At 63.6% G+C, this 26,263-nt stretch carries 25 protein-coding genes; 8 read left to right on the top strand and 17 right to left on the bottom strand.

Annotated features, from left to right (window positions below; translation table 11 throughout):
• Positions 1-34 precede the first annotated feature (34 nt).
• Complete coding sequence (locus AC1DB0_RS07955; RefSeq protein ID WP_054420912.1) at positions 35-1,198, bottom strand: alpha-hydroxy acid oxidase; 1,164 nt, start codon at positions 1,196-1,198, stop codon at positions 35-37.
• Positions 1,199-1,415: 217 nt separating this feature from the next.
• On the bottom strand, positions 1,416-2,312 hold the full coding sequence (locus tag AC1DB0_RS07950) for a phytanoyl-CoA dioxygenase family protein (RefSeq protein ID WP_054420911.1): 897 nt from the start codon (positions 2,310-2,312) through the stop codon (positions 1,416-1,418).
• A 161-nt stretch (positions 2,313-2,473) separates the two neighbouring features.
• On the opposite strand from AC1DB0_RS07950, the gene AC1DB0_RS07945 reads away from it, so the two are divergent.
• Complete coding sequence (locus tag AC1DB0_RS07945) at positions 2,474-2,782, top strand: acylphosphatase (protein ID WP_054420910.1); 309 nt, start codon at positions 2,474-2,476, stop codon at positions 2,780-2,782.
• A gap of 84 nt (positions 2,783-2,866) precedes the next feature.
• On the opposite strand, the gene AC1DB0_RS07940 is transcribed toward AC1DB0_RS07945, so the two are convergent.
• The 6 genes from AC1DB0_RS07940 to AC1DB0_RS07915 all read right to left on the bottom strand — a co-directional run bounded on the left by AC1DB0_RS07940 (position 2,867) and on the right by AC1DB0_RS07915 (position 8,095).
• The gene (locus AC1DB0_RS07940) at positions 2,867-3,775 is read right to left on the bottom strand and encodes an EamA family transporter (protein WP_054420909.1); all 909 of its coding nucleotides are present in this window, start codon (positions 3,773-3,775) and stop codon (positions 2,867-2,869) included.
• Positions 3,776-3,816: 41 nt separating this feature from the next.
• Positions 3,817-4,875, bottom strand: a complete 1,059-nt coding sequence (locus AC1DB0_RS07935; RefSeq protein WP_476757324.1) for a threonine aldolase family protein — start codon at positions 4,873-4,875, stop codon at positions 3,817-3,819.
• 5 nt (positions 4,876-4,880) lie between these two features.
• Positions 4,881-5,615 (bottom strand): amino acid ABC transporter ATP-binding protein, encoded by a 735-nt coding sequence (locus tag AC1DB0_RS07930; RefSeq protein WP_175170517.1) that lies wholly within the window; start codon positions 5,613-5,615, stop codon positions 4,881-4,883.
• 33 nt (positions 5,616-5,648) lie between these two features.
• The gene (locus AC1DB0_RS07925; protein ID WP_054420907.1) at positions 5,649-6,338 is read right to left on the bottom strand and encodes an amino acid ABC transporter permease; all 690 of its coding nucleotides are present in this window, start codon (positions 6,336-6,338) and stop codon (positions 5,649-5,651) included.
• A 9-nt stretch (positions 6,339-6,347) separates the two neighbouring features.
• A complete protein-coding gene (locus tag AC1DB0_RS07920; protein ID WP_054420906.1) occupies positions 6,348-7,097 on the bottom strand; it encodes an amino acid ABC transporter permease in 750 nt (249 codons plus the stop codon).
• Positions 7,098-7,183: 86 nt separating this feature from the next.
• Complete coding sequence (locus AC1DB0_RS07915; protein WP_175170451.1) at positions 7,184-8,095, bottom strand: amino acid ABC transporter substrate-binding protein; 912 nt, start codon at positions 8,093-8,095, stop codon at positions 7,184-7,186.
• Positions 8,096-8,266: 171 nt separating this feature from the next.
• On the opposite strand from AC1DB0_RS07915, the gene AC1DB0_RS07910 reads away from it, so the two are divergent.
• Positions 8,267-9,199, top strand: coding sequence for a LysR substrate-binding domain-containing protein (locus AC1DB0_RS07910; RefSeq protein WP_175170450.1), 933 nt, complete (start codon positions 8,267-8,269; stop codon positions 9,197-9,199).
• A 60-nt stretch (positions 9,200-9,259) separates the two neighbouring features.
• Here the strand turns inward: AC1DB0_RS07910 and AC1DB0_RS07905 are convergent, their stop codons facing one another.
• Complete coding sequence (locus AC1DB0_RS07905; RefSeq protein ID WP_441372483.1) at positions 9,260-9,928, bottom strand: flavin reductase family protein; 669 nt, start codon at positions 9,926-9,928, stop codon at positions 9,260-9,262.
• Between the two features lie 18 nt (positions 9,929-9,946).
• Positions 9,947-10,435 carry a VOC family protein gene (locus tag AC1DB0_RS07900; protein ID WP_342067523.1) on the bottom strand — a complete coding sequence of 163 codons (489 nt, stop codon included), beginning with the start codon at positions 10,433-10,435 and terminating at the stop codon, positions 9,947-9,949.
• 162 nt (positions 10,436-10,597) lie between these two features.
• Here AC1DB0_RS07900 and AC1DB0_RS07895 point away from each other — a divergent pair, with 162 nt between their 5' ends.
• The gene (locus AC1DB0_RS07895; protein ID WP_441372481.1) at positions 10,598-11,503 is read left to right on the top strand and encodes a LysR family transcriptional regulator; all 906 of its coding nucleotides are present in this window, start codon (positions 10,598-10,600) and stop codon (positions 11,501-11,503) included.
• Here the strand turns inward: AC1DB0_RS07895 and AC1DB0_RS07890 are convergent.
• From AC1DB0_RS07890 to dnaA, 4 genes are all read right to left on the bottom strand, one after another.
• On the bottom strand, positions 11,462-13,285 hold the full coding sequence (locus AC1DB0_RS07890; protein WP_476757323.1) for a WG repeat-containing protein: 1,824 nt from the start codon (positions 13,283-13,285) through the stop codon (positions 11,462-11,464). The genes AC1DB0_RS07895 and AC1DB0_RS07890 overlap by 42 nt on opposite strands.
• A gap of 178 nt (positions 13,286-13,463) precedes the next feature.
• On the bottom strand, positions 13,464-15,911 hold the full coding sequence (gyrB, locus tag AC1DB0_RS07885; RefSeq protein WP_054420900.1) for a DNA topoisomerase (ATP-hydrolyzing) subunit B: 2,448 nt from the start codon (positions 15,909-15,911) through the stop codon (positions 13,464-13,466).
• 101 nt (positions 15,912-16,012) lie between these two features.
• The gene (dnaN, locus tag AC1DB0_RS07880) at positions 16,013-17,122 is read right to left on the bottom strand and encodes a DNA polymerase III subunit beta (RefSeq protein WP_006227714.1); all 1,110 of its coding nucleotides are present in this window, start codon (positions 17,120-17,122) and stop codon (positions 16,013-16,015) included.
• Positions 17,123-17,124: 2 nt separating this feature from the next.
• A complete protein-coding gene (dnaA, locus tag AC1DB0_RS07875) occupies positions 17,125-18,582 on the bottom strand; it encodes a chromosomal replication initiator protein DnaA (protein WP_054420899.1) in 1,458 nt (485 codons plus the stop codon).
• 405 nt (positions 18,583-18,987) lie between these two features.
• Between dnaA and rpmH the strand changes: the two genes are divergently transcribed.
• From rpmH to AC1DB0_RS07850, 5 genes are all read left to right on the top strand, one after another.
• Positions 18,988-19,122, top strand: a complete 135-nt coding sequence (gene rpmH / locus AC1DB0_RS07870) for a 50S ribosomal protein L34 (protein ID WP_003816025.1) — start codon at positions 18,988-18,990, stop codon at positions 19,120-19,122.
• 113 nt (positions 19,123-19,235) lie between these two features.
• Positions 19,236-19,607 carry a ribonuclease P protein component gene (locus AC1DB0_RS07865; RefSeq protein WP_175170445.1) on the top strand — a complete coding sequence of 124 codons (372 nt, stop codon included), beginning with the start codon at positions 19,236-19,238 and terminating at the stop codon, positions 19,605-19,607.
• Positions 19,607-19,879: a membrane protein insertion efficiency factor YidD gene (gene yidD, locus AC1DB0_RS07860; RefSeq protein WP_082386929.1), complete on the top strand. Its 273-nt coding sequence runs from the start codon at positions 19,607-19,609 to the stop codon at positions 19,877-19,879. Before AC1DB0_RS07865 ends, yidD begins: the two co-directional genes overlap by 1 nt.
• Before the next feature lie 48 nt (positions 19,880-19,927).
• Positions 19,928-21,607: a membrane protein insertase YidC gene (yidC, locus tag AC1DB0_RS07855; protein WP_175170444.1), complete on the top strand. Its 1,680-nt coding sequence runs from the start codon at positions 19,928-19,930 to the stop codon at positions 21,605-21,607.
• A gap of 271 nt (positions 21,608-21,878) precedes the next feature.
• Complete coding sequence (locus tag AC1DB0_RS07850) at positions 21,879-23,324, top strand: catalase (RefSeq protein WP_054420896.1); 1,446 nt, start codon at positions 21,879-21,881, stop codon at positions 23,322-23,324.
• Between the two features lie 109 nt (positions 23,325-23,433).
• On the opposite strand, the gene AC1DB0_RS07845 is transcribed toward AC1DB0_RS07850, so the two are convergent.
• From AC1DB0_RS07845 to AC1DB0_RS07835, 3 genes are read right to left on the bottom strand one after another with little or no spacing between them, the layout of a single operon-like run.
• Positions 23,434-24,312 carry an ABC transporter permease gene (locus AC1DB0_RS07845; protein ID WP_175170443.1) on the bottom strand — a complete coding sequence of 293 codons (879 nt, stop codon included), beginning with the start codon at positions 24,310-24,312 and terminating at the stop codon, positions 23,434-23,436.
• 27 nt (positions 24,313-24,339) lie between these two features.
• Positions 24,340-25,182, bottom strand: a complete 843-nt coding sequence (locus tag AC1DB0_RS07840; RefSeq protein WP_175170442.1) for an ABC transporter ATP-binding protein — start codon at positions 25,180-25,182, stop codon at positions 24,340-24,342.
• A gap of 1 nt (position 25,183) precedes the next feature.
• The gene (locus AC1DB0_RS07835; RefSeq protein WP_175170441.1) at positions 25,184-26,227 is read right to left on the bottom strand and encodes an ABC transporter substrate-binding protein; all 1,044 of its coding nucleotides are present in this window, start codon (positions 26,225-26,227) and stop codon (positions 25,184-25,186) included.
• Between the last annotated feature and the right edge of the window lie 36 nt (positions 26,228-26,263).

Raw genomic sequence — 26,263 nt, 5'->3', positions numbered from 1 at the left:
GGCGGCAACGTGTCACGTTCGCCGCCCTGACCGATCAGTTCGGATACGTGCCCGGCAGCAAAATGCTGCGGTCGCCCGGCTCGATCGAGCGGCGGCCGCACAGGGCCATCGTCGTGTCCATTTCCTTGTAGAGCAGCTCCAGCGCGCGGGTCACGCCCGCTTGGCCGTAGGCGCCCAGGCCGTACAGGAAAGCGCGGCCGATCATCGTGCCGCGCGCGCCCAGCGCCACGGCCTTCAGGATGTCTTGGCCGGAACGGATGCCGCCGTCCATCCAGACTTCGATCTTCGAGCCCACCGCATCGGCAATCGACGGCAGCGCGGCAATCGACGACATGGCGCCGTCCAGCTGACGCCCGCCGTGGTTGCTGACGATGAGCGCATCCGCGCCGCTATTGGCGGCCAGCTGCGCGTCTTCCACATCCAGGATGCCCTTGATGATGAGCTTGCCGCCCCAGCGCTGCTTGATCCATTCCACGTCGTCCCAGCTCAAGCGCGGGTCGAACTGTTCGGCCGTCCAGGCCGACAGCGACGACAGGTCGCTCACGCCCTTGGCGTGGCCGACGATGTTGCCGAAGGTGCGGCGCTTGGTGCCCAGCATGCCCATGCACCAGCGCGGTTTGGTCGCCAGGTTGATCAGGTTGCGGATGGTGGGCTTGGGCGGCGTCGACAGGCCGTTCTTGATGTCTTTGTGGCGTTGGCCCAGGATCTGCAAGTCCAGCGTCAACACCAGCGCGGTGCAGCCAGCAGCCTTGGCGCGGTCGATCAGGTTGGCCACGAATTCGCGGTCGCGCATCACGTAGAGCTGGAACCAGAACGGCTTCTTCGTGGCTTCGGCCACGTCTTCCAGCGAGCAGATGCTCATCGTCGACAGCGTGAACGGCACGCCGAAATCCGCCGCAGCCTTGGCCGCCAGGATCTCGCCATCCGCATGCTGCATGCCGGTCAGACCCGTGGGCGAAATCGCCAGCGGCATCACCACGTCATGCCCCACCATCGTGGTGCGCAACGACCGGCCTTCCATGTTCACCGCCACGCGCTGACGCAGCTTGATCTTCTGGAAATCGCTTTCATTGGCGCGGTACGTGCCTTCCGTCCAGGCGCCGGAATCGGCGTAGTCGTAGAACATGCGCGGCACGCGCTTTTGCGCAACGGCGCGCAAATCTTCGATGCAGGTGATCGTAGAAAGGTTAGCGGTCATGGGAGGTCTGAGGAGTGATAGAGGTGCGCCAGCTGCGTTTCGTATTTTTAGAATTTAGAATCTGGAGCCGCCGGCTGCGGGCGGCTGTGCCGCAACGCCTGGGTGACAGACCCTGCGGCGCCGCCCAGTATACGCGCCGAGGCCGGCAAGCGCTGCTTGCCGGCCCCGTTCGCCCCCCCCTCTCTGACCGGGGCTCTGCGGCCCCGGTCCACCCAAGCTATCGCGGCCAGACCTTGCTGACCGCGCGGATCGTCGCCCACGCCACCCAGCGCGGGCTGGTCAGCCGCGCGCCCGGCAAACGGCGCATCACATCCACCGCCAGGCCGCCGCGCTTGTGCCATTGCTTTTTGCGGGTCTGGCTATCGGTCCAGCGGCCCTCCAGCCACGGGAATTCGCGGCGTCCCGGCTTGTAGACGGGCGGCGTGTTGTAGATCAGGATGTACGCCAGCCGCGGCGATGGCGACGTGTTCGGCCCCGTGAAGTGCAGCGTGCGGGCGTCGTGCACGGTGATGCCGCCCGGGTCCAGCGGTTCGGCCACCGCCTGGTCGCGCGCGAAATCGCCGCAGCATTCCAGCGGATGCAGGGTCTTGTCGCCGCCGGGCGAACGATGCTCCAGCACGTCCCACTTGTTGGACCCGGGGATGAACTGCATGCAGCCGTTTTCAACGGTAGCCGGTTGCAGCGCCAGCCAAATGCTCAGCTCGTTGTAGACAAAGTCGGGCGAACGGAACGCCTCGTCCTGGTGCCACGGCGTCTCGGGGCCGAACGGGCCGGGCTTGAGCAGGGCGTGTTCGCCATACAGCGCCGCCTCTTCGCCCAACAGTTGGCGGGCCAGGTCCAGCGTGCGCTCGTGATAGGCCGTCTTCAACAGACCGGGGGCATAATGACGCGGATCGTGCAGGCTGGGAAACTTGGCCGGCTTGGACGGATCGTCCCGGCTGACAAAGTCGTACTGTGCGCCCTCGTTGTAGCCGGTCTTGTTCGCAAACAGGTCCAGCAACGTCCGCCGGATGTATCCCACTTCATCCTGCGGGCACATGTCCTTCAGGGCCAGGTACCCCTGATCCCTGTAGCGCGCTGTCTCAGCTTCCGACAACAAACTGGTCTCTTCCATAATGGCTTCTCCAAGCTCTAGTAGCGGGTGTTCCCGTTGGCACGTTTTGACATGAGCTCTAACGTATCGCTTCGGTGCCATCCGGGCCTATAGACCATCCGCCGTAGCCATTACCGCCTACGCACATCGCGCCGGGCGGCGCATCATCCGAAGGAAAATTCATGCAAGACCCTCAGCAAGCTCCGCAATCCGACACCCATTTCGAAACTGTCCTCGTCAGCATCAGCGGCACCGTGCAAGGCGTGGGATATCGCCACGCCACGGTCAGGCGCGCTCACATGCTGGGGGTGACGGGTTGGGTGCAGAATCTGCTGGACGGCACGGTCGAGGCCCTGGTGCAGGGCACGCCCGACCAGGTGGATCACATGCTGGAATGGTTGCGGCGCGGCCCGCCGGGCGCATCGGTCACGGAAATCACGACGCGCCGGGAGTACACCGACAAGCGTTACATTCGCTTCGAGCAGGTGTAGGCGGATGGGCCGCCCTCGGCAGGACGGCGTAATCCCATCAGCCGAGAGCAGGGCGCAGCAGGGAAGCTGCCGCTACGGCAACGGTCAGCGGCTGCGCAGCCAGCGCCCGCCCACCTGATTGACGACCAGGCCCGCCAACACGCAGGCGGCGCCCACCCATTGCAAGGGCTGCAAGCTTTCGCCAAACGCCGCCGATGCCGCCCACAGGCCCACGACGGGCACCAGCAACGAGAACGGCGCGATCTTCGCCGCGGGGTGGCGGGTCAGTAACTGGGTCCACAAGGTGTAGGCCAAGAGCGTCGCCAGCACCGCCAGGTACAGCACCGACAGCGCCTCGCCCCAGCCCATACCCGTCACCATGCCTACCACCGGCTCCCAGCCGTCGATCAGCACGGCCAGCAGCAGGAACGGCAGAACCGGCGCGGCGCTGCTCCAGGCGATGAAGGCGAAGGGGTCGTAGCCGGGCGCCTTGCGGCTGGCCAGCCGGACGATCAGGTTGGACACCGCCCACATGAACGCGCCGCCAAGTGTCAGCACAAAGCCCAGCATCGTCATCTGGCCAGGGCCTTCGCCGCGTCCGCCGGCAATCACCGCCAGCCCCAACGCGGCCACGCCCAGCCCGATCCAATGATGGCGGCGCGCCCGCTCGCCCAGCACAGGTGCAGCCAATAGCAACGTGAAGAACGCCTGCGTCTGGATCACCAGCGAGGCCATGCCAGCCGGCATGCCGAACTTCAACGCGGTGAACAGCAGGCCGAATTGGCCCAGCCCCTGCACCAGCCCGTAGGCGGCGATCCAGTGCCACGGCAGCTGTGGCCGTCGCACAAACAGGATCAGGGGGAAGGCCGCCAGCGCGAACCGGAGTGCGCCCAGCATCATGGGAGACAAGCCCCGCATGCCGACCTTCATGACAACAAAATTCAGGCCCCAGATGACCACCACCGCCAAGGCGCAGAAATAGTCTTTACGGGTGAGAGGGGTAGTCGTGGACATCCGGCATTATCGCATCGCCGGCCCCTGCCGGCGGCGATAACTCAACGCTTTTTCAGTACCGTGGCGAACGCTTGCACCGCGGTATCGATGTCGTCATCGTCGATGTGCCGATGGGTCACGCAGCGCAGCCGCGTGCGCCCCCACGGACGGGTCAACAAGCCTTCCGCTTGCAGCGCCGCCACCCACTGGGCGTTCGTCATGCCGGTGTTAGCGGTCTCGACCTGCACGATGTTGGTCTGCGGCACAGTTGCCGACAGCGCAGGCGCCAAGCCATTGATGCCGTCGCTCAAGCGGCGCGCGCGCACGTGGTCTTCGACGAGCCGGTCGGTCATCGTCTGCACGCCTTCCAAGCCGGCCGCCGCCATGATGCCGGACTGGCGCTGCGTGCCGCCCAGCATGCGGCGCAAGGTGCGCGTGCGGGCGATTACCGTCTTGCTGCCCGCCAGCACCGCACCCACCGGCGCGCTCAGGCCCTTGGACAGGCACAGCGACACCGTGTCGGCGTACTGCGTGATCTCAACGGCCGGCACGCCCAGCGCCACCGCGGCGTTGAACAGGCGCGCGCCGTCCAGGTGCACGGGGATGCCCGCCGCGTTCGCCATGCCGTACACGGCCTGCATATGATCCAGCGGCAAGACCGCGCCCCCGGCGTTGTTGTGCGACGTTTCCATCGCCACCAGCGACGTCTTCAAACGGTGGCCGCCGGACAAGAGCGCTTCGTCCAGCCGGTTCAGGTCCATCGCGCCATCGGTGCCGGACACGCCCTGGTAGAACAGGCCCGTAAAGGTCGCAGCGCCGCGTTCCGACGTGTACATGTGGGCGGACGATTCCAGCACCACCTGTTCGTTGCGCTGCGTTTGCGCCAGCACGGCCAGCAGGTTGGCCATGGTGCAGCTGGGCACGAACAGCCCCGCTTCCTTGCCCAGGCGGGCCGCCACATGGGCTTCCAGCGCGCGTACGGAAGGGTCGCCATCCAGCCCGTCGTCGCCAATGGGCGCGGTGCGCATGCGCTCGTACATGGCCGCGGTGGGATGGGTGACCGTGTCGCTGCGCAGGTCGACAGGGCTGGTCGGGTGGTCGGCGGGAGTCCGCTGGGTCATGGCGTTCAATGCTGCAAAATTTTGGAAAGAAATTGGCGCGTGCGCGGAGCACGTTCCTCTACATTGCCGAAGAACGCGTCTTTGTCGCAGTCTTCAACAATCTTGCCGCCGTCCATGAAGATCACACGGTCGGCGACGCGGCGGGCGAATCCCATTTCATGGGTCACCACCATCATCGTCATGCCCTCGCGGGCAAGGTCGGTCATGACGTCCAGCACCTCGTTGACCATCTCGGGGTCCAGCGCAGACGTCGGTTCGTCAAACAGCATCACCACCGGGTCCATCGACAGCGCGCGCGCAATGGCCACGCGCTGCTGTTGGCCGCCCGACAATTCGCCGGGATGCTTGTCCTTGTGCGCCGACAGGCCCACGCGTTCCAGCAGCGCCAGCGCGCGCGTGCGCGCTTCGTCCTTACTGCGGCGCAGCACCTTGACCTGACCCAGGCACAGGTTCTCGGTCACGGACAGATGCGGGAATAGCTCGAAGTGCTGGAACACCATGCCGGCCACCGCACGCAGCTTGGGCAGATTGGTGCGGGGGTCGCCCACCGAAATGCCGTTGACCACGATGTCGCCCTGTTGAAAGGGTTCCAGCGCGTTCACGGTCTTGATCAGCGTGGACTTGCCGGACCCGGACGGCCCGCACACCACCACGACCTCGCCTTTGCCGACGGTCGTCGTGCATTCATCCAGCACCTGAAAGGCGCCGTACCACTTGCTGACCTGCTTGATCTCGATCATCGGAGGCGTCGAAGAAAATTGCATCGTTAAACCCTATCGCAGCACACGGGTGCGCTTTTCCAGCAGTTTGACCAGGCGGGACGCCGTGAAGCAGATCACGAAATACACCACCGCCACAAAGAGGTAGAGCTCCACCAGCCGGCCATCGCGCTGGCCGATCTTGGAGGCCGCGCCCAGGAAGTCCGTCAGTGACAGCACGTAGACCAACGAGGTGTCCTGGAACAGGATGATCACGCGCGTCAGCAGCGCGGGCACCATGTTGCGAAACGCCTGCGGCAAGATCACGTAGCGCATGCCTTGCCACGGGCTCAGACCAATCGCCATGCTGGCCGACACCTGCCCGCGCGCAATCGACTGGATGCCGGCGCGCATGATTTCGCAGAAGTACGCGGCCTCGAACATCGTGAAGGTGATGACCGCCGAATTGAACGCCCCCACGCGCAAGGGCGTGGGCGACCCCACCACCCAGGCCGCAATGTACGGCACCAGGAAGTAGAACCAGAAGATCACCAGCAACAGCGGAATCGACCGCATCACGTTCACATAAATGCCCGCCGGCACCGACAGGATCTTGAAGCGCGACAAGCGCATCATCGCAAGCAGCGTGCCCAGCGCCAGGCCCATTACAGCGGCCAGCACCGTCAGCGTCAGCGTGAACGTCATGCCCGTCTGGAACAGATAGGGCAGGGCGGTCCAGATCACATCGAAATCGAATTTACCCACGGCGTTCCCCTAGCGGCTCTTGCCGGCTGAACCGATCAGCCCGGGAACAGCGACATGGCGTTCAAGCAGGCGCATACCCAGCACGACGATGCCGTTGAGGATCAGGTAAATCACCGTCGCGGCGGAGAACGCCTCGAAGATGTGGAAGCTAAATTCCTGCATGGAGCGCGCCTGGCCGGTCAGTTCCAACAGGCCGATCGTCAGCGCCACCGAGGAATACTTGATGGTGCCCATGAATTCGGAAGTCAACGGCGGCAGCACGATGCGAAACGCTTCGGGCAGGATGATGTAGCGATACACCTGCACCTCGGTCAGCCCCAGCGCGGTGCCCGCCTGGAACTGGCCGCGCGGCAAGGACTGGATGCCGGCGCGCAATTGTTCAGCCACGCGGGCCGATCCATAAAACCCCAGGCACAGCACCGCAGGCACGAACTGCCCCCACGGTTGCGGCATCTGCTTCATCGCCAGACCCCAGGCATGCGGCAGCAGCTCGGGCAGCACGAAGTACCACAGGAACATCTGCACCAGCAGCGGGATGTTGCGGAAGATCTCGACGTAGGTCGCGCCAACGACGTTCATCAGCCGGGACTGCGCCGTGCGCATCACGCCCAGCCACGACCCCAGCAGCAAAGAGAAGACCCACGCGGTCAGCGCCAGCGCCAGCGTCCAGCCCACGCCGATCAGGAGCGTCTGCAGGAAGGTGTGCACGCCGTCTGGCGACATCTCCAGGAAGACGCCCCAACTCCAGTTGTAATTCATGCCTGTGCCTTAGATGGCGGCGCCGGCCCCGGCGCCTTGCCCCAAAACCGCCGCGGGACGCACTGGGCGTCCCGCGGACTACCTGCTTACTCGTATACCTTGGGGTCACCCGAATCGGTCGGGTTGGCCAGCGCGCGCTTGAGCGCGTCGCTCATCGGATACTTCAGGTTGATCTGCTTCGGGGGAATCGGCGAATTGAAGTACTTGTCGTAGATGGCAGCGACCTTGCCGGTCTTGATCAGGTCCACCACGGCGTCGTCCACCACCTTCTTGAAGGCGGGGTCGTCCTTGGGTTCCATGATGCCGTAGGGAGCCATTTCCAGGCCCTTCTTGCCGATCACGAACGCGTCCGGGTTCTTCGACGAGGCCACGGCGCCGTAGGCGATGCCGTCATCGTTGGCCGAACCGGCGGCACGGCCCGATTCCACCATCAGGATGGTCTCGGCGGTATCCTTCGTCGGCGCCATCGTGATGCCCAGGTTGCCCTTGGCGTTCAGGCCCGAGATCAGGCGGAACGTCTGGCCACCGGCTTGGGCGGCGATGGTCTTGCCGCGAAACGATTCCAGGTTGTTGGGATCAACGCCGCCGTCCTTGCGCGCCACCAGCACCACTTGCGCCACGAAGGTCGTGGGCGCGAACGACACCAGCTTGTGGCGGTCCAGGTTATTGGTGGTGTTGCCGCATTCCAGGTCGATCGTGCCGTTGGCCAGCAGCGGGATGCGCGTGGCCGAGGTCGTCGGGTTGTAGCGCACTTCCAGCTTGGGCAGCTTCAGCGCGGCCTTCACGTACTGGGCGACTTCCTGGCAGATCTCGACCGTGTACCCGACCGGCTTCTGGTTGCCGTCAAGGTAGGCGAAGGGGACGGACGTCTCGGGGTGGCCGATGGTGATCACGCCCGTTTCGCGGATCTTGTCCAGGCGGCTGGGGCCTTCGGCGTGGGCGGTGGCGGCGCTGCCCAGCAAGGTGGCGGCAACCGAGATCGCGGCAAATGCTTTCATCTGAATCCCTTGGCGCCGTGCGTGCGGCGCGTGTTTGTAATGTCGATCAGCGGCGCCAGATTTTTTGGCGGCCGCCGCGTCCCGCGATGAGCCCCGCGGCTGGCAAAAAGTATCAACTAGCAGTATGGTTTTATCCAGTTCCAATCAGGTATTCCTCTATACGGATTTGATATGGCCATTCCACGGATGGGCTTAAGACACATCGAGGCCTTCCGAGCCGTCATGATGACCGGCTCGATGACGGCCGCCGCGCGGCGCGTGCATACCTCGCAGCCGCACGTTAGCCGCTTAATTGCGCAATTGGAAGCCATCACCCAGTTTCCCTTGTTCGATCGCAATGGCAGCCGCCTGAGCCCCACACAGGACGGCTCGCGCTTCTTCCAAGAGGTTGAAAAGACCTTCATCGGCCTGGCCGGCCTGGAGTCCGCCGCAGCCAGCATCCGCTCGTTCAGCGCCAGCCGCCTGAGCGTGGCCGCCATGCCCCGGTTGGCAGGCGGCATCCTGGCGCGCATCGTCGCGGCCTTCAAGACTGAGTACCCGGACGTGATGGTCTCCATCCACTCGGGCAACGCCAGCGCGGTGCACAACTGGATCAGCTCGGGCTTCTGCGACACGGGGCTGGCCATGCTGTCGGGCGACAGCCCCGGCATTCAGGTCGAGCCGGTGTTGACGATGAGCTGCGTGGCGGTGCTGCCCAAAGGGCATCGCCTGACCAAACTGAAAAAGCTGAAGCCCGCTGACTTCGCCGGCGAACCGTTCATCGCCTTTCCCAGCGCCACGCCGCTGCGCGAAAAGATCGACGCCGTCTTCAAGGCGGCAAAGGTCGAGCGTCAGACGGTGGCCGAAGCCGGGCTGGGTTCATCGGTGTGCGCGCTGGTGGGCGCCGGGCTGGGCGTGGCGCTGATCAACCCGCTTGCGGCGCGCGAAGAGTACGAGGCCAACGGCGTCGAGGTCCGCCCCTTCAGCCCGTCGGTGCCGGTGACGGTGGCGCTCCTGTACCCGCCGTATCACACGCGCACCCGGCTGGTCAGCGTGTTCTCGCGCTACGCGCATCAGCTGATGAATGAAGAGATGGCGGATCTGAAGGCGCGGGCGCCGCGGTAACGCACAAGCGCCCGGCAAGAAAGGCGGCATGCGCGATGAACGGCGCCGCGTCCCCGCCTGCTATATGAAAGACTGCTCAAGATAGCCCGCCGCTTCGCCAGACTGCTTCAGGGCTTCCCACTGCGCCAGGTTCAGCTGCGGCATCTGAAAGGCGGGCTGCGGGCGGCTGTACCAGCCGGGGTTATGCAGACGGGCCAGCAGGTCCATCTTCGGGCCATCCAGGTACAGATGGTCGCGGTCTGCCACCAGCTCATCCTGCACATGCATGGCCACCACGTCGGCCACCACCAGGCTGCGGCCGTCGATGCGCAGCAGTTCATGCACCCGGCACTCGAACGCAACAGGCGACTGCATTACCCGTGGCACGCCGATACGCTCGGAAGGGGACAACACCAGACCGGCCTCGGCCGATTCGTCAACGCCTGCCGGGAAATCCACCGCCGTCACATTCATTCTGGCCGCCAGCCGGGTCGACACCAGATTGACGGTGAACTCGCCACGCTCGGCGATATTGCGGGCGGTGTCCTTGGGTGCGCCGTCACGCATCCCGATACCCACGCAGATCAGCGGCGGGTCACCCGACATCAGGTTGAAGAACGAGAAGGGCGCCACGTTCGTCGCCCCCCGCGCGTCGCGTGACACGATCCACGCGATGGGACGCGGCACGATCGCTGCGGTCAGCAGCTTGTAGCGGGCAGGGCCCGCCAGCGCATTCAGATCAATGAACATGACTGATCCCCTGGGCCATCAGTCTTGCGGGGCGGTGTGGGCCGGCGCCGCGCCCTCGGCGGCCTTCGCATCGGCAAACAGGCGGTCACTGCGCTTGCAGCGGCACCGGCCAATCTGATGCAGCTCGATCAAGTTGCCCACCGGATCGCGCAGGAACAGCTGCATCAGTTCGGGCGCCGCCACGTTGTCCAACTTCCAGTAGTCCACCGCCTGACGCTTGAGTTCGGCTTCGGCCGCTGCAATGTCCCGCACCGCCAGCGCCACATGGTTTTCCACAGGGTCGCGGCCCGGCCCTTGGGAATAGGGCGAGGGGCCGTCGCTGCCCAGCAGATGGATCTGACAGTCATTGCCCATGTCCAGGAAGTACCCGGCAATGCCCGGGATTTCCCAGCGGCCCTTGTCGGTGTCCAAGCCCAGCACGTCTCCATAGAACGCACCCATCGCCGCCACCTTCGCAAGCGGCATGCGCACCGCGTGATGATGCAGTTCCAGAACGTCTAATGCCATGTGTGTCTCCTTTGTTATCCGGCTGGCGCCCAAGCGCTGCTAAAGGGGCATTGTTGGCGGCGTCGGACCCGGTGGGGAATGCCGTTCAGCGCAACTCACGATTGCACGGCGTGCAACTCCGGCAGCCCGATTCGGCCGGAGAGCCGCGCTATGCTTGGCGGCATGACTACGCCAGACCTCAACATGCTGCTGACACTGGATGTCCTGATCCAGGAAGGCAGCGTCGCCGGTGCAGCGCGCCGCCTCAACCTGAGCACACCCGCCATGAGCCGCGCCCTGGCCCGCATCCGCGAGGCCGTGGGCGATCCCGTACTGGTGCGTTCGGGCCGCGGGCTGGCGCCCACGCCGCGCGCCCTGGCGCTGCGCGACCAGGTGCGCAGTGTGGTGGAACAGGCGCAGACAGTGATCTCTGCATTTAGCCAGGATGTGGACCTGGGTTCCTTGACGCGGGTGTTCACGCTACGGTCCAACGACGTGTTCGTCAGCGCCTACGGCGGCCGCCTGCGCGAACGGCTGCGCCGCGACGCGCCTCACGCCGTGTTGCGCTTTCTGTCGGAAGCGAAAGATGACAGCGACGCGCTCGCGGGCGACGCCGACCTGTACATCGGCTCGTCGCAGAAATTCGGCGCCGACATCAAGGTGCAGACGTTGTTCACAACGTCCTTCTGCGGCCTGGCACGCGCCGGCCACGCCATCTTTCAAGACGACATCACGCCCGAACGTTTCGTCGCCTACGAGCACATCAGTGTCTCGCGGCGCGGCCGTGCGCAAGGCCCTTTGGACCTGGCGCTGAGCGACTTGGGCCTGTCCCGGCGCGTCGCGTTGATCACGCCCACCTTCCACGCCGCCATCTTCGCGCTGGCCGATTCCGACATGATCCTGCCGTCCATGCCGCAACACCTGATGCCGGGCATCGAGCGCTTGGGGCTGGCCCTGCGCGGCTTCGCCGTGCCAATACCGATGGCATCGGTCAGAGTCGTGCAGGCCTGGCCGCCCCGGCTGGACAGCGACCCGGCGCACCGCTGGTTAAGGCAGACGATCAAGCAGGTGTGTGGCGGGGAGGCCTGAGCCGCCGTCGCGGGTCCGGCCATCCGCATACAGCCACCAGACGGCGCCCGTGTCTGCCCGCAACGCTTGGACCGGCAAGCCTGCTGCCCAGCATTGAGCAATCGCCGGCGGCCCGCCATGCACCCCATCCGCAGTACGCAACGACGCCGGCGCGCCGATCCACGCATAGACCGGCTCATGCAACCAGACGCCGTGCGCATCTGCGATACCGATGTGCAGGCCGTCCGCGCTGTGCTCGCTGGGTGCGTCAGGCGCTACCGCGCACAGCCAGCCGTAGTCAGCGCCCCACTTCAAACCGAACAGCATGTGCTGCGCGCAGGGCAACGCCTCACGGCCTGCTTGCGTGTCGTAGACGCCTTGGAACCATTCGTCCCATTCGCCGTGATCCACACACCGCAGCACGCGCACGTAGCGGCCCGCCTGACCGGCAGGCGGCGGCGGAATCTCGGCGGGGTCGTCCGACGGCAGCCAGATGACGTCTGCCAAATCGGTATAGACCACAGGCACGATCACATTGCCCTGGCTGTCGAGGATGCCGCGTTTGTCGTCGTCGGTCAGGACACGCACGCGCATGCGTGCCTGCGCCCATAAATCCGCGGCGTCGGTTTCCGTATCCACCGGCGCAAACGCCGCGTACTGCGCGTCCAGCACCTGACGGCCATGTTTGTCGATCAATCCGCACAAAGCGTCGCGCTCAGTCACATAGGCGTGCAACGCGTCATCCCAATTGATGTCGTCCCAACACGGCGGCACGGCCCACGCGCCTGTCCGGTCGATCAGCCCCCATTGGCCCGAATCAAAAGCGGGCGCCAGATCGCCCGGCGAAAAATCGCCCGCAGATTCAAATCGGGGGGCAATCGCCCACGCTCCCTGCTTATCCACAAAGCCGATCTGATCGCCGACCCGCGCCATCACCAGGCCCTGTGCATAACTCCACGCTTCATCCAACACACACGGCATCAGTTCGCGGCCATCCGTGTCGATCAAGCCGATCTTGTCGCCTTTCAACACCGTTGCAACGCCGTCTTCAAATGCCCAGATGGTGTCGAACTGCGGCGCCAGCACGATCCGTCCATCGTCGGCCGCGCCCACACGCACGCCCCACAACTTGTCCACAAGAAAGCGGTGCAGGCCGGCGCCAAGGTGCGTACCGTCGGGGCGTTCTGTTTCGCCTTCGTTGTCGTCTTCGTTGTCGTCTTCGCTGGCGTCTTCGCCCCCGTCCTGCGTCACGAAGTCTTCGTAGCGCACGGTGCGCACCGGCTCCTGCTCGGCAAAGTAAGGGTGGCTCAAGCCACCCAGACCAAAGCGCCACGCCCAGCCCGACGCGTCGTCCACGCCGTGCACGCCCAGCAAGCGCAAAATGCCCGCGCTGTCTTCGGCTGCCATGCAGGCATGCAGCTGCTGCCAACGCAGATTGCACTGCGCGCGTGCGTGGGCGGCATACGCCGCCGCGCCGTCCTCATGCAGCCACGCCAATTCGTCCAGATTCGCCGTGATCCACAAGGCGGTGTCATCGGCTTGCGCGTCGATCATTTCTGCCAGGTACGTGGCGGCGGCATCCAGCTGCAAGCAGTAGGGCGCATCGTCGTGTGCCGCATGCGACAGCAAGAAGGCCGCCAGCTCGCATAAGCGGTCATGCGCGTCGTTCGCGCGCGCGGCCAGCCCCGCGGTTTCCGCATCGCCGAACACACGCTGCGACACATCCGCCTCTACGTCCGCTGCGCCCGCCAGCAAGACCTGCCACAGGGTCGGAAAATTGCCATTGGCGCTGGCGATTTCCACTGAAGGGCTATGCCCTTTGTCTTCTGACTGCAAATAGAGCCACGCCCGATTACCCATCACCCCATCCTTGCCGTTTGGAAACGCAACCACAAAAAATAAGGGCTGCCGAAGCAGCCCTATCAACCCATCAGATCCCCGAGAACGATCTACGTTCTGACGAGATCACGTATGGGCTTGATCACGCGTCGATATTGCCCGCCGACAGCGCATTGCGTTCGATGAACGCGCGGCGCGGTTCGACGTCGTCGCCCATCAGCGTCGTGAAGACTTCGTCCGCCGCAATGGCGTCTTCGATCTGCACGCGCAGCAGACGGCGCACCTTCGGGTCCATCGTGGTTTCCCACAGCTGTTCCGGGTTCATTTCGCCCAGACCCTTATAGCGCTGCTTCGAGATGCTGCGGTCGGCTTCGCTGCGCAGCCATTGCATGGCTTCGCGGAAGTCGGACACCGTCTGTTCCTTGCGCTTGTCGCCTTCGCCACGCGCGGCGAGCGAACGCGAACTCACCTTGCCCAGGAAGCTCTTGGCGGCCTTGGACAGAATGGCGTAGTCGGAACCGTTGACGAAGTCGGCGTCGATGATGCTGACGCGCACGTTGCCGTGGTGCATGCGCTGCACGGACAAGCGATGACGTTCGGTGGCTTCATCAAACTGCGGCACCACTTCCACGCCGTTGCCGCTGACCGGGTCACGCATGGCATCAGCCAGGCGCTTGGCGGAGTCGGCGGTGGATTCGGCCGATTCCAGGTTGATCTCAACGCCTTCGGCCATGGCCGACAGCGCGCCCACGTCGAACACCTTCGCCAAACGCGCGATGACGCCGTCAGCCGCCACGTACTGGCTGGCCAGATCGGTAAGTTCTTCGCCGCGGATGATGTTGCCGCCCGAGATGATCTCGGCATCCTTCAGCGCCAGTTGCAGCATGAACTGCGCTTCTTCCTGGTCGTCCTTCAGATAGCGTTCTTCGCGGCCAACCTTCACCTTGTACAGCGGCGGCTGGGCGATATACACATAGCCGCGCTGAACCAGCTCGGGCATCTGGCGGTACAGCAGCGTCAGCAGCAGGGTGCGGATGTGCGCGCCGTCAACGTCCGCGTCAGTCATGATGATCAGGCGGTGGTAACGCAGCTTTTCCACGTTGAAATCGGGGCCGATGCTGGTGCCCAGCGCCGTGATCAGCGTGGCGATCTGTTCGCTGGCGATCAGGCGGTCAAAGCGCGCCTTCTCAACGTTCAGCACCTTGCCGCGCAGCGGCAGGATGGCCTGGAACTTGCGGTCGCGGCCTTGCTTGGCCGAGCCGCCTGCGGAGTCACCCTCGACGATGTACAGCTCGCACAGCGCGGGGTCTTTCTCTTGGCAGTCGGCAAGCTTGCCGGGCAGGCCAGCGCCTTCCAGCACGCTCTTGCGCCGCGTCATTTCGCGGGCCTTGCGCGCGGCTTCGCGGGCGCGGGCTGCTTCAACGATCTTGTTGCACAACGCCTTGGCGTCGTTCGGGTTTTCAAGCAGCCAGGATTCCAGCGTGCGGGCCACGGCTTCTTCAACGGCCGGACGCACTTCGCTGGACACAAGCTTGTCTTTGGTCTGGCTGCTGAACTTGGGTTCGGGCACCTTCACCGACAGCACGCAGGCCAGGCCTTCGCGCATGTCGTCGCCAGACGTTTCAACCTTGGCCTTCTTGGCCAATTCGTTGTCGGCAATGTACTTGTTGATGATGCGGGTCATCGCCGCGCGCAGGCCGGTCAAGTGCGAGCCGCCGTCGCGCTGCGGGATGTTGTTGGTGAAGCACAGCACGCTTTCGCTGTAGCTGTCGTTCCACTGCATCGCCACTTCCACGCCCACCGACACACCGCCTGCGGCCGACTCGGTGCTGACCGAGAACACGTTCGGGTGCAGCACGGTCTTGGCGCGGTTGATGTATTCAACAAAGCCCTTCACGCCGCCCGAGAACGCAAAGTTCTCTTCCTTGCCCTGGCGCTGATCCACCAGGCGGATCTTCACGCCGTTGTTCAGGAACGAGAGCTCGCGCAAGCGCTTGGAGAGAATCTCGTAGTGGTATTCGATGTTGTTGAAGATGACCGGGTCGGCCAGGAAGCGCACTTCCGTGCCCCGCATGTCCGTCGTGCCCGTCACGGCCAGGGGCGCCACGCGCGCGCCTTGGCGGAATTCCATCTGGTGGACCTGGCCGTTGCGGCGGATCGTCAGGCGCAGCCATTCCGACAGGGCGTTCACGCAAGACACGCCCACGCCGTGCAGGCCGCCAGACACCTTGTACGAGTTCTGGTCGAACTTGCCGCCGGCGTGCAGTTCGGTCATCACGATTTCCGCCGCGCTGCGGTGGAATTCGTCGTCCTTGTGGATATCCGTGGGGATACCGCGGCCGTTGTCGGTGACCGAGATCGAGTTGTCGGTGTGGATGGTGACGACGATGTCGTCGCAATGGCCGGCCAGGGCTTCGTCGATGGCGTTATCCACGACTTCAAACACCATGTGGTGCAAGCCTGTGCCGTCGGACGTGTCGCCGATGTACATGCCGGGGCGCTTGCGCACGGCCTCCAGCCCCTTGAGCATCTTGATCGAGTCAGCGCCGTAGCCGCTGGTCTCGGGAGTGGTGTTCTGCTGATCTGACATGTCTGGTTCGATAACGCTTTAAAGAACGGCCTGGCGGCCGGACCGCCCGCGAGCCCTCAGGCCCGCAAGCGGCACAAACCCACAAACGCGTGGGGCGCGGATCAAATCCGCATGGGCATGACGACGTACTTGAACTGGTCGTCTTCGGGCAGGGTGATGAGCGCCGACGCGTTGGCGTCGGGCATGACCGACCACTGGATGTTGTCGACCTTCACGTTGGCCAGCACGTCGAGCAGGTAGCCCACGTTGAAGCCCACGTCCAGGGCTTCATGGCCATAGTCGATGTCGATTTCTTCCTGCGCCTCTTCTTGCTCGGCGTTGGAAGACGAAATCTTCATCTGGTTCTGCGCCAGTTGCAGGCGCACACCCTTGAACTTGTCGGTCGTCAAAATGGCGGCGCGCTGCAAGCTGCCTTGAAGCGCTTCGCGGCCCACCATGAAGTGGCGCGTGTAGTTCGTGGGAATCACACGCGTGAAATCGGGGAACTTGCCTTCGACCAGCTTGGACACCAGCTCGACGTCGCCGAAACGGAAACGGATCTGGCCCGGCGCCACATCAATGGAGACCACTTCATCGGAGTCTTCCAGCAGGCGCTGCATTTCCAGCACAGTCTTGCGCGGCACGATCACTTCGTGACGTTCGGCAATGCCGTCAGCTTCCGTCGAGCAATGCGCCAGGCGGTGACCATCGGTGGCGACGGCGCGCACACGGCCCGGTTCAAACACCAGCAACATGCCGTTCAGGTAGTAACGGATGTCTTGTTGCGCCATGGCGAAGTGCACCATGTTGAACAGATGGCGCAGCGTGCGTTGCGGCATGGTGAGCGAGACGTCCCACTGCTCGGGCTGAGCCACGGTGGGGAACTCGCTGGCAGCCAGCGTCTGCAACGCAAAGCGGCTCTTGGCCGACTGCACCGACAGCTTGTTGCTGGCCAGCGCCAGACGCACGTCGCCGGTATCCGGCAGCGCTTTCAGGATGTCGAGCAGCTTGCGCGCGGCAACCGTGGTGGACTCGTTGTCCTGGCCCACGCCGAAGTCGGCGTGCGTGGTGATCTGTACTTCCAGGTCGGTCGCAATAAAGGCAACCTTGTTGCCTTCCTTGCGCATCAGGATGTTCGCAAGAATGGGCAGGGTATGGCGTCTTTCGACGATGCCCGCCACAGTCGACAGCGGTTTCAGCAATGCATCGCGTGTGGTTTGTACGAGTTGCATGTTCATCCTTTTAGAGTTTGTTCCAACACGTGCAGGGTATGGTTGAGCTCCGCTTGCTTTGCGCGGGCGTCGGAAATCTTGCGTACGGCGTGAAGTACGGTGGTGTGATCACGACCCCCGAACAAATCGCCGATTTCCGGCAGGCTTTTCTGCGTCAGCTCCTTCGCCAGGTACATTGCGACCTGGCGCGGCAATGCGATATTGGCGGGCCGGCGTTTCGAGTACATGTCGGCGACCTTGATCTTGTAGAAATCCGCAACCGTCTTCTGGATATTTTCCACAGTGATCTGGCCGTTGGACACGGACAGCAAGTCCTTCAGGGCTTCCTTGCAGACATCCACCGTCAGCACATCGCGGCCGTGGAAGCGGGCGTACGCAAGCACCTTGCGCAACGCGCCTTCCAGCTCGCGCACGTTGCTGCGCAGATGCTTGGCAATGAAGAAGGCCACTTCCTCGGGCATGGGCACGCCTTCGGATTCCGCTTTACGCAGCAGAATCGCCACGCGCATTTCCAGCTCGGGGGGCTCGATCGCCACCGTCAGGCCGGAGTCAAAGCGCGAGATCAGGCGGCTGTCGATGCCCGACAGTTCCTTCGGATACGTATCGCTGGTGATGATGATCTGCTTGCGCTGGGCCACCATCGCTTCGAACGCGTAGAAGAATTCTTCCTGCGTGCGGTTCTTGCCGGAGAAGAACTGAATGTCATCGATCAGCAGCAAGTCCAGCGAATGGTAGTAGCGCTTGAAATCGTCGAACGCCTTGCGCTGGTACGCCTTCACCACATCGGACACGTATTGGTCGGCGTGCACATAGCGCACGCGTACGCCCGTGCCGGCCGCCACCATGGCGTTGCCGATGGCGTGGATCAAGTGAGTCTTGCCCAGGCCCACGCCGCCATACAGGAACAGCGGGTTGTAGGACGTGCCCGGGTTCTCGGCCACTTGCAGCGCCGCGGCGCGCGCGAGCTGGTTCGCCTTACCCGTCACGAAGTTCTCGAAGGTGAGATCCGTATTCAGGCGCGAACGCTCGTACACGATGTTGGCCGCGTCGGCGTTGACCGCCTGGGCAGCCGCCGTGGTCGCGGGCGGGGGTGGGGCGGCCGGAGCCGGGGCCTGCATGGGCGGCGCGCCGCCTGAGGGCTGTGCAGCGGACAGGTGGGACTGATCGGGCTGCGGCGCACGCACGGGCGCGACCGGCATACGCGGGGCGGCTCCATGAGAAGGCAACTCGAACAACACCTGTACTGGTCGCTTGAACCACTCCGCGGCCAACGCTTCAATCTGGTGGGAAAAATTCTTACGCACCCAATCCAGCTTGAAGCGGTTGGGCGCGGCAACGCGCAGCACCGCCTGCGTTTCGTCGTACGCAAGCGGGACCAGCGGTCGTATCCACGCGCTGATTTGTTGGGGGGGGAGTTCCTGCTCAAGACGACTGACGCAGGTCTGCCAGAATTCTTTCATGTCGCTCTTATTCAAACCTCGATTCTACCTTGCCTGGGCTGGGGTTATCCACAGGGTAGGACATAAGCGTCTACACTGCTCAGGCTTAACTGTTTGACAAGACAGGGAAAACTTGCTGAAATGGTGGGCTTTTCCGAATTCTGTCTGTCAGAAGGTTTCACAGAGAGCTTAGCCGGAGTTGTGGCAAGACCCCTCCTTTCATTGGTTGGGGCGCTTACTGCACTGTCCGGTTTTTAGCTTTGCTGAATAGGTCGCCTGGGGAGAAATCCCTTGTCCAGAGCCCCGTCTACGAGTTGTTTTTTGCACATGTTGCAAAAATGCTCACTAGATACCCGCTGCTGAATCCGCGACCTGGAACCCTCCGGGCAGGTCCCTTCTGACTTTTGTTCTTTTTGTGGATCGTCCATGAAACGTACCTACCAACCTTCCGTTACCCGCCGCAAGCGCACCCATGGCTTTCGCGTGCGCATGAAAACCCGCGCTGGCCGCGCCATCCTGAACGCCCGTCGCGCCAAGGGCCGTAAGCGTCTGGCTGTCTAAGTTCTGGTTTTCCGGTTTTTCCGGAAGACCGTGACTCTTTGCACGGACCGGCCATATTGCAAGACCTCTCGCAATCTCGTTCTGGTTCCGCGCAAACGCCTGACCCGCAGTCCATGCCGCGCTCCACGCTTCCCCCGGAGGCGCGGTTGCATCGCCCCTCCGAGTTCGCCGCTGCCCTAAAAGGCCGGCGTCTTGCTCGAGGGGCGTTATTCATTGTGACTTCGGCTCCCAATGATCTGCCTCCCGGCCAGGATGCCTGTGCCCGCTTGGGGCTGATCATCGCCAAGCGCTTCGCCGCCCACGCCAGTACGCGCAACGCCATCAAGCGGGTCATCCGCGAAGCGTTCCGCCACCGGCGTCTGGCGTTGCCGCCCAAGGATTACGTCGTGCGATTGCATAGCAAAGTCGCTCCCACCACGCTCACCTCGCTAAAACGCTTGGTCAGAGCCGAAGTGGACGCTCACTTTGAACGGATCGCGCGATGATTTTCAAAGCACTGCTCATCGCCCCCATCCGGTTCTACAGGTTTTTCCTGAGTCCCTGGATCGGCCGGCAGTGCCGCTTTACCCCTACTTGCTCGGCGTACGCGATTGAAGCAATCGAACGCCACGGCGCCTGGCGCGGTTTCTGGATGGCGGTTCGGCGCATTGGCCGCTGCCATCCGTGGTCGCCCGGCGGATGGGACCCGGTTCCGCCAACACGGGGAACCAAAGCGCCCCCGTGCTGTTCCCACAGCCACCGCACCGAGCACGATTGACGCTAAACTGGCGGGCTTTGCTGGCCCGTATTCACTTCAGTAGGCACCATGGATATCCGACGAACCGTCCTCTGGATGATTTTTTCCTTTTCGCTGTTGCTCTTATGGAACAACTGGCAAATCCATAACGGCAAGCCGTCGCTGTTCGGGGGCCCGACGCCCGCGGCCAGCACGGCTGAACCGCAGGCCGGCGCCAATAACGCCACGCCATCGGTGCCCAGCGCGCCGACCTCCACGGCAGCTACGCCGTCGGCGGTTCCTGGCGCCACTGCACCCGCTACCGCACGCTCGGAAGAAGTCGTCATCACGACGGACGTTCTGCGTCTGACGTTCGACACGATGGGCGCCCAACTGGTGCGCGCCGAGCTGCTGAAATACCCGGCAACCGGCCAGCCCGACAAGCCCACCGTGCTGCTGGACCGTTCGGCCGGCCTGACCTACGTCGTGCAATCCGGCGTGGTTGGCGCCCCCAATGGCCAGAGCTTCCCCACGCACCAGACGCCTTTCCGCGTCGTGTCCACCGAACGCCAACTGACCGGCGACAGCCTGGTCGTTGCCTTCGAAGGCGAATCGGGCGGCGTGAAGGTCACCAAGACGTTCACCCTGCACAAGGGCCGCTACGACATCGACGTGCGCCATGACCTGGCCAACGTCGGCTCCGCCCCCGTCACGCCCGCGCTGTACCTGCAGCTTGAGCGCGACGGCAACGACCCGGCCGACACGTCGAGCTTCTATCACACCTTCACCGGTTTCGCCGTCTACTCTGAACAGGACAAGTTCCAGAAGAGCACCTTCAGCGACATCGAAAAGAAGAAGGCCAACTACATCAAGCAGGCGGACAACGGCTGGATCGCCGTGGTGCAGCACTACTTCGCCACCGCCTGGGTGCCGCCGCAAGGCAAGCCGCGCACGAACGAACTGCTGGAAGTGCAGAAGAACCTGTACGCCGCCCGCAGCATCGAAGCCGTGGGTGAAATTGCCCCGGGTTCCGCGTCGCGCGTCGACTCGCACCTGTGGGTTGGCCCGCAAGACCAGAAGGCCATGGCAGCACTCGCCCCCGGCCTGGAATTGGTGGTGGACTATGGCTGGCTGACCATCATCGCCAAGCCGCTGTTCACGCTGATGACGTGGCTGCATTCGCTGCTGGGCAACTGGGGCTGGACCATCGTCGCACTGACCGTGCTGATCAAGGCCATCTTCTACCCGCTGGCCGCCGCAAGCTACCGCTCGATGGCCCGCATGAAGCAAGTGGCCCCGCGTCTGCAAGCGCTGAAGGAAAAGTACGGCGACGACAAGCAGAAGCTCAACGCCGCCATGATGGAGATGTACCGCACCGAAAAGATCAACCCGCTGGGCGGCTGCTTGCCGATGGTGGTGCAGATTCCGGTGTTCATCTCGCTGTACTGGGTGCTGCTGGCCAGCGTGGAAATGCGCGGCGCGCCGTGGATTCTGTGGGTCCATGACCTGTCGATCCGCGACCCGTACTTCATTCTGCCCGCCATCATGATGGCCACCATGTTCCTGCAGATCAAACTGAACCCGACGCCGCCGGACCCCATCCAGGCCAAGGTCATGATGATCATGCCGCTGGTGTTCGGTGGGATGATGTTCTTCTTCCCGGCCGGTCTGGTGCTGTACTGGTGCGTCAACAACACCTTGTCGATCGCGCAGCAGTGGTCCATCACCCGCGCCATGCAACGCAAGACGGAAGCCGCGGCAAACCGCTAAGCCTCCTCCTTGCAAGCATGAAGAACCGGCCCCAAGGGGCCGGTTTTTTTATGCGCGCGCCGTTTGCAGCGATGACCGAAGCACGCCATCTGGGGCATTTCTTAATAGCTTTAATCAATTGAATTTGGTGCTTCAATCAACTTCACAAGTGAAACGATGACCCCTATGATGTGTCGGACATATTCCCCGGGCGGCATCGCCGGGGAATATTCACAACACGGCGCGGGCCGGCAAAGGCCACGCGCCCTCCAGATCACGTAGGGAGTGTGCTATGACCGACAAGAAGCAACTGACCACCGCCTCAGGCGCGCCGGTGGCGGACAATACCAACACGCTGACCGCGGGCCCGCGCGGTCCGGCGCTGTTGCAGGACTTCTGGCTGATTGAAAAGCTTGCCCACTTCGACCGCGAACGCATCCCCGAACGCGTCGTCCACGCCAAAGGCTCCGGCGCCTACGGCACCTTCACCGTCACCCACGACATCTCGCGCTACACGCGCGCCAGCATCTTTTCCCAGGTCGGCAAGCAAACCCCGCTGTTCCTGCGCTTTTCCACCGTGGCCGGCGAACGCGGTGCGGCAGACGCCGAACGCGACGTGCGCGGCTTCGCCATCAAGTTCTACACCGACGAAGGCAACTGGGATCTGGTGGGCAACAACACCCCCGTGTTCTTCATCCGCGACCCGCTGAAGTTTCCGGACTTCATCCACACCCAGAAACGCGACCCCAAGACCAACCTGCGCAGCGCCACCGCCGCCTGGGACTTCTGGTCGCTCAGCCCCGAATCGCTGCACCAGGTCACCATCCTGATGAGCGACCGCGGCATTCCCGCCAACCTGCGCCAGCAGCACGGCTTTGGCTCGCATACGTTCAGCTTCGTCAACAAAGACGGCGAACGCTTCTACGTGAAGTTCCACTTCAAGTCGCAGCAGGGCGTGGTCTGTATGAGCGACGAAGAAGCGGCGCAAGTCGTGGCGCATGACCGCGAAAGCTCGCAGCGTGATCTGTTCGAAAACATCGAAAAGAAGAACTTCCCGAAGTGGACGCTGAAGGTGCAGATCATGCCCGAGGCCGAAGCCGCCACCTACCACATCAACCCGTTCGACCTGACCAAGGTGTGGCCGCACGGCGACTATCCGCTGATTGAAGTGGGTGTGCTGGAACTGAACAAGAACCCCGAAAACTACTTTGCCGAAGTCGAGCAGGCCGCCTTCACGCCGGCGAACGTTGTGCCGGGCATCGATTTTTCGCCGGACAAGATGCTGCAAGGGCGCTTGTTCTCTTACGGCGACACGCACCGCTATCGCTTAGGGATCAATCACCATCAGATCCCCGTGAACGCGCCGCGCTGCCCGTTCCACAGCTATCACCGCGATGGGGCGAGCCGGGTCGACGGCAACGTGGGCGGCACGCTGAACTACGAGCCCAACAGCGCGGGCGAATGGAAGGAAACCCCGTCGGCCGGCGAACCGCCGCTGGCGCTGGACGGCCAGGCCGCCGCGCGCTGGAATCACCGCGTGGATGATGACTACTACTCGCAGCCGGGCAACCTGTTCCGCCTGATGACGCCGGAAAAGCAGGAGCTGCTGTTCGGCAACATCGGCCGCCACATGGCGGGCGTGCCGGAAGAGATTCAGCGCCGTCAGCTGGAGCACTTCAAGAAGGCTGACCCGGCGTATGCAGCCGGCGTGGCCAAGGCGCTGGGGCTGAAGCTCTGAACGGCTAGGTTGACTGCATGAATCGCCAGGCGACGTCTGGCGGTGAATAAAAGGGGCCGGCTTCGCAAGAAAGCCGCCCCCCTTTTTTTACCTGTGGACAACGCGCCGGCTAGCGCTGCATGCCCCACCGCCGTACCGTCAAACGCTCCAACGTATCGAATCCCAGGTTTTCCACAAGCAGGCCAATGATGACCACGGCCGCTAACCCTGCGAACACGCGATCTGTGTATAACTCGTTGCGGTTCTGAAAGATGTACCAGCCGAGTCCCCCTTTGCCGCTCGACGCGCCAAATACCAGCTCGGCGGCAATCAACGTGCGCCACGCAAACGCCCAGCCTATCTTCAGGCCGGCCAGAATCGCGGGCAACGCCGCAGGCACCAGAATCTGCAATACGTACCGCAGCCCGGTCAGCCCATAGTTGCGGCCCGCCATGCGCAGCGTTTCCGACACGCCCAGAAACCCCGCATACATGTTCAGCGCCAGCGCCCACAGCACCGAATGGATCAGCACGAACACCAGGCTGCCTTCACCCAGACCAAACCAAAGCAAGGCCAACGGCAGCAGTGCGATGGCTGGCAGCGGGTTGAACATCGCCGTCAGCGTGGACAGCAGATCGCGCCCGAAGCGCGTGGACACGGCCAACGTAGTCAGCACGAACGCCAACGCCACCCCCGCCAGATAACCCTGCACCAACACCCGCAACGACTGCCAGGCGCGCGCCGGCAGCTCACCATTGGCGATGCCCTGCACGAAGGCTTGCGCCGTCTGCCACGCTCCCGGCAGCAACAAGTCATTGTCGGTATAGCGCGCCGCCAACTCCCACAAGCCCGCCAGCAAGGCCAGAATGAACAGCTTGCGCAGGCTGGCGTGTTGCCACAGCTTTTCGTGCCACGGCAGCGGCGCCTCGGCCGCCTGCGGGGGCAGGGGAGGCAGGTCATATTCCACTTCGGGGCGGATCGGCGGAGCCGCAGCGTGCGCGTGAGTCATAGAAGAAGGCTCATAAGGAAGGGGCGCTCAGGCCGCAGCGCGCTCAGCCGGCAGGGGCGTGGCATCGGGGGCGGGCGATTCGAACAGCAAGTCATGGATGCGCCGCGCCGCCGACTGAAAACCGGCAGAACCCTGGCTGTGCAAGCCATACGCGTGCGCATTCAACTCTGCGCGCACACGCCCCGGATGCGGCGACAACAGCAGCACACGGCTGCCCAGCACCAGGGCCTCTTCAATCGAATGCGTGACGAACAGCAAGGTGAAGCGCACCTCTTCCCACAGGGCCATCAGCTCTTCCTGCATGCGCCGCCGTGTCAGCGCGTCGAGCGCTGCGAAGGGTTCATCCATGAGCAGCACGCGCGGCTGCATGGCAAGCGCCCGCGCAATCGCCACGCGCTGCTTCATACCGCCGGACAACGTGTGCGGGTACGCATCGGCAAACGCAGCCAGGCCCACCTTATCCAGATAATGCATGGCGCGTTCATCCGCTTCGCGCCGGTTCAATTTGCGCGAGGCCACCAGCGGAAAGGCCACGTTCTGCCGCAAGGTTTTCCACGGCGGCAACTGGTCGAATTCCTGGAACACGACGATGCGATCCGGGCCAGGCCCAGCCACCGTCTGGCCATCAATGGCGATGCGTCCTTCGGTGGGCGGGATGAATCCGGCCACGGCTTTCAGCAACGTCGACTTGCCGCAGCCCGATGGCCCCAACAAGATGAAACGGTCGCCACCGTGCACCTCGAAACTGACCTGATGCGTCGCGCGAACCCGCCGTTCGCGCGTCTTATATTCGATTGTCACCTTATCCACAGCTAGCAGCGGTGACGTCTTTTGAACGTTATCCACAGGGCTTGCGGCGGCGACCGGCATCTCAGCTGCCTTGCGCCGTCAGCGCATCATCGAAGAAGTAGTCGCGCCAGCTGGCCGGCGCATGCTTGATGGCGCCCACCTTGTGCATGAATTCGGCCAGCGCGTAGGTATTCTGCGGTTCCAGCTTGAATTGCACGTCGGGGTTCTTGATCACCTTGATCAAGAAGTCGCGGTCTTGCTTGGCGCCGGTCACGCGCAAATACGTGTCGGCCGCCTTCTCAGGATTTGCCGTGGCAAACGCCGCGGCTTCTTTCAGCGCTTCCTGGAACGCCTTATACGTCTTGGGATTTTCCTTGCGGAATTTCTCGGTGGCGAACAACACGGTGGACGAACTGGGGCCGCCCAACACGTCATAGGAATTCAGCACGATGCGCGCCTTGGGATTCTCGGCCAGCTCCTGTTCCTGGAACGGCGGGTTGCCGAAGTGGCCGGTGATTTCCGTGCCGCCAGCGATGATGGCCGCCGCCGCATCCGGATGCGGCAACGCCACGGAAATCTTGTCCAGCTTGTTGAATTGCGCGTCGCCCCACAGCTTGGCAGAGGCCAGCTGCAATACGCGCGACTGCACCGACACGCCCACCGCCGGCACCGCAATGCGGTCCTTGTCCGTGAAGTCGGCAATGGTCTTCACATTGGGGTTATTGGTGACCAGGTAATAGGGGAAGTTGCCCAGCGACGCCACGCCCTTCACATTCTGCTTGCCATGCGTGCGGTCCCAGATCGTCAAGAGCGGCCCCACGCCGGCCCCCGCGATATCCACAGCCCCCGACAGCAACGCATCATTCACCGCTGAGCCGCCGGATAACTTTGCCCACTCGACCGAGATATCCACACCCTGGGCCTTGCCGTGCTTTTCGATCAGTTGCTGGTCACGCGCCACATTCAGCAGCAGGTACACGATGCCGTACTGCTCCGCGATGCGGATGCGTCCTTCCGCCATGGCGGGCGTCGGCGAGGCCAGCGCCAGCACCGCCAGAATCAGCGCCAGCCCGGCGCCGGTAGCGGTTTGGATCAGGCGATCCCGAAGTGCAGATGACAGTTGCATGGTGTTCCTTGTGGATAAGTGCTTTGCGCCAAACGC

Source organism: Achromobacter sp. 10T422 (genome assembly GCF_056394065.1).
The sequence above is the reverse complement of the archived record's forward strand: the minus strand, read 5'-3'. Positions and strand labels throughout refer to the sequence as shown.

Excerpts from the sequence above, each read along its gene's own strand:
- gyrB (WP_054420900.1), bottom strand. The coding sequence starts at position 15,911 with ATGTCAGATCAGCAGAACACCACTCCCGAGACCAGCGGCTACGGCGCT.
- AC1DB0_RS07950 (WP_054420911.1), bottom strand. The coding sequence starts at position 2,312 with ATGGAAGAGACCAGTTTGTTGTCGGAAGCTGAGACAGCGCGCTACAGG.
- dnaN (WP_006227714.1), bottom strand. The coding sequence starts at position 17,122 with ATGCAACTCGTACAAACCACACGCGATGCATTGCTGAAACCGCTGTCG.
- AC1DB0_RS07930 (WP_175170517.1), bottom strand. The coding sequence starts at position 5,615 with ATGATCGAGATCAAGCAGGTCAGCAAGTGGTACGGCGCCTTTCAGGTG.
- AC1DB0_RS07955 (WP_054420912.1), bottom strand. The coding sequence starts at position 1,198 with ATGACCGCTAACCTTTCTACGATCACCTGCATCGAAGATTTGCGCGCC.
- AC1DB0_RS07840 (WP_175170442.1), bottom strand. The coding sequence starts at position 25,182 with ATGCCGGTCGCCGCCGCAAGCCCTGTGGATAACGTTCAAAAGACGTCA.
- yidC (WP_175170444.1), top strand. The coding sequence starts at position 19,928 with ATGGATATCCGACGAACCGTCCTCTGGATGATTTTTTCCTTTTCGCTG.
- AC1DB0_RS07850 (WP_054420896.1), top strand. The coding sequence starts at position 21,879 with ATGACCGACAAGAAGCAACTGACCACCGCCTCAGGCGCGCCGGTGGCG.
- AC1DB0_RS07920 (WP_054420906.1), bottom strand. The coding sequence starts at position 7,097 with ATGAATTACAACTGGAGTTGGGGCGTCTTCCTGGAGATGTCGCCAGAC.
- AC1DB0_RS07835 (WP_175170441.1), bottom strand. The coding sequence starts at position 26,227 with ATGCAACTGTCATCTGCACTTCGGGATCGCCTGATCCAAACCGCTACC.
- dnaA (WP_054420899.1), bottom strand. The coding sequence starts at position 18,582 with ATGAAAGAATTCTGGCAGACCTGCGTCAGTCGTCTTGAGCAGGAACTC.
- AC1DB0_RS07845 (WP_175170443.1), bottom strand. The coding sequence starts at position 24,312 with ATGACTCACGCGCACGCTGCGGCTCCGCCGATCCGCCCCGAAGTGGAA.
- AC1DB0_RS07945 (WP_054420910.1), top strand. The coding sequence starts at position 2,474 with ATGCAAGACCCTCAGCAAGCTCCGCAATCCGACACCCATTTCGAAACT.
- rpmH (WP_003816025.1), top strand. The coding sequence starts at position 18,988 with ATGAAACGTACCTACCAACCTTCCGTTACCCGCCGCAAGCGCACCCAT.
- AC1DB0_RS07895 (WP_441372481.1), top strand. The coding sequence starts at position 10,598 with ATGACTACGCCAGACCTCAACATGCTGCTGACACTGGATGTCCTGATC.
- AC1DB0_RS07910 (WP_175170450.1), top strand. The coding sequence starts at position 8,267 with ATGGCCATTCCACGGATGGGCTTAAGACACATCGAGGCCTTCCGAGCC.
- AC1DB0_RS07865 (WP_175170445.1), top strand. The coding sequence starts at position 19,236 with ATGCCGCGCTCCACGCTTCCCCCGGAGGCGCGGTTGCATCGCCCCTCC.
- AC1DB0_RS07915 (WP_175170451.1), bottom strand. The coding sequence starts at position 8,095 with ATGAAAGCATTTGCCGCGATCTCGGTTGCCGCCACCTTGCTGGGCAGC.
- AC1DB0_RS07940 (WP_054420909.1), bottom strand. The coding sequence starts at position 3,775 with ATGTCCACGACTACCCCTCTCACCCGTAAAGACTATTTCTGCGCCTTG.
- AC1DB0_RS07935 (WP_476757324.1), bottom strand. The coding sequence starts at position 4,875 with ATGACCCAGCGGACTCCCGCCGACCACCCGACCAGCCCTGTCGACCTG.
- AC1DB0_RS07900 (WP_342067523.1), bottom strand. The coding sequence starts at position 10,435 with ATGGCATTAGACGTTCTGGAACTGCATCATCACGCGGTGCGCATGCCG.
- AC1DB0_RS07905 (WP_441372483.1), bottom strand. The coding sequence starts at position 9,928 with ATGTTCATTGATCTGAATGCGCTGGCGGGCCCTGCCCGCTACAAGCTG.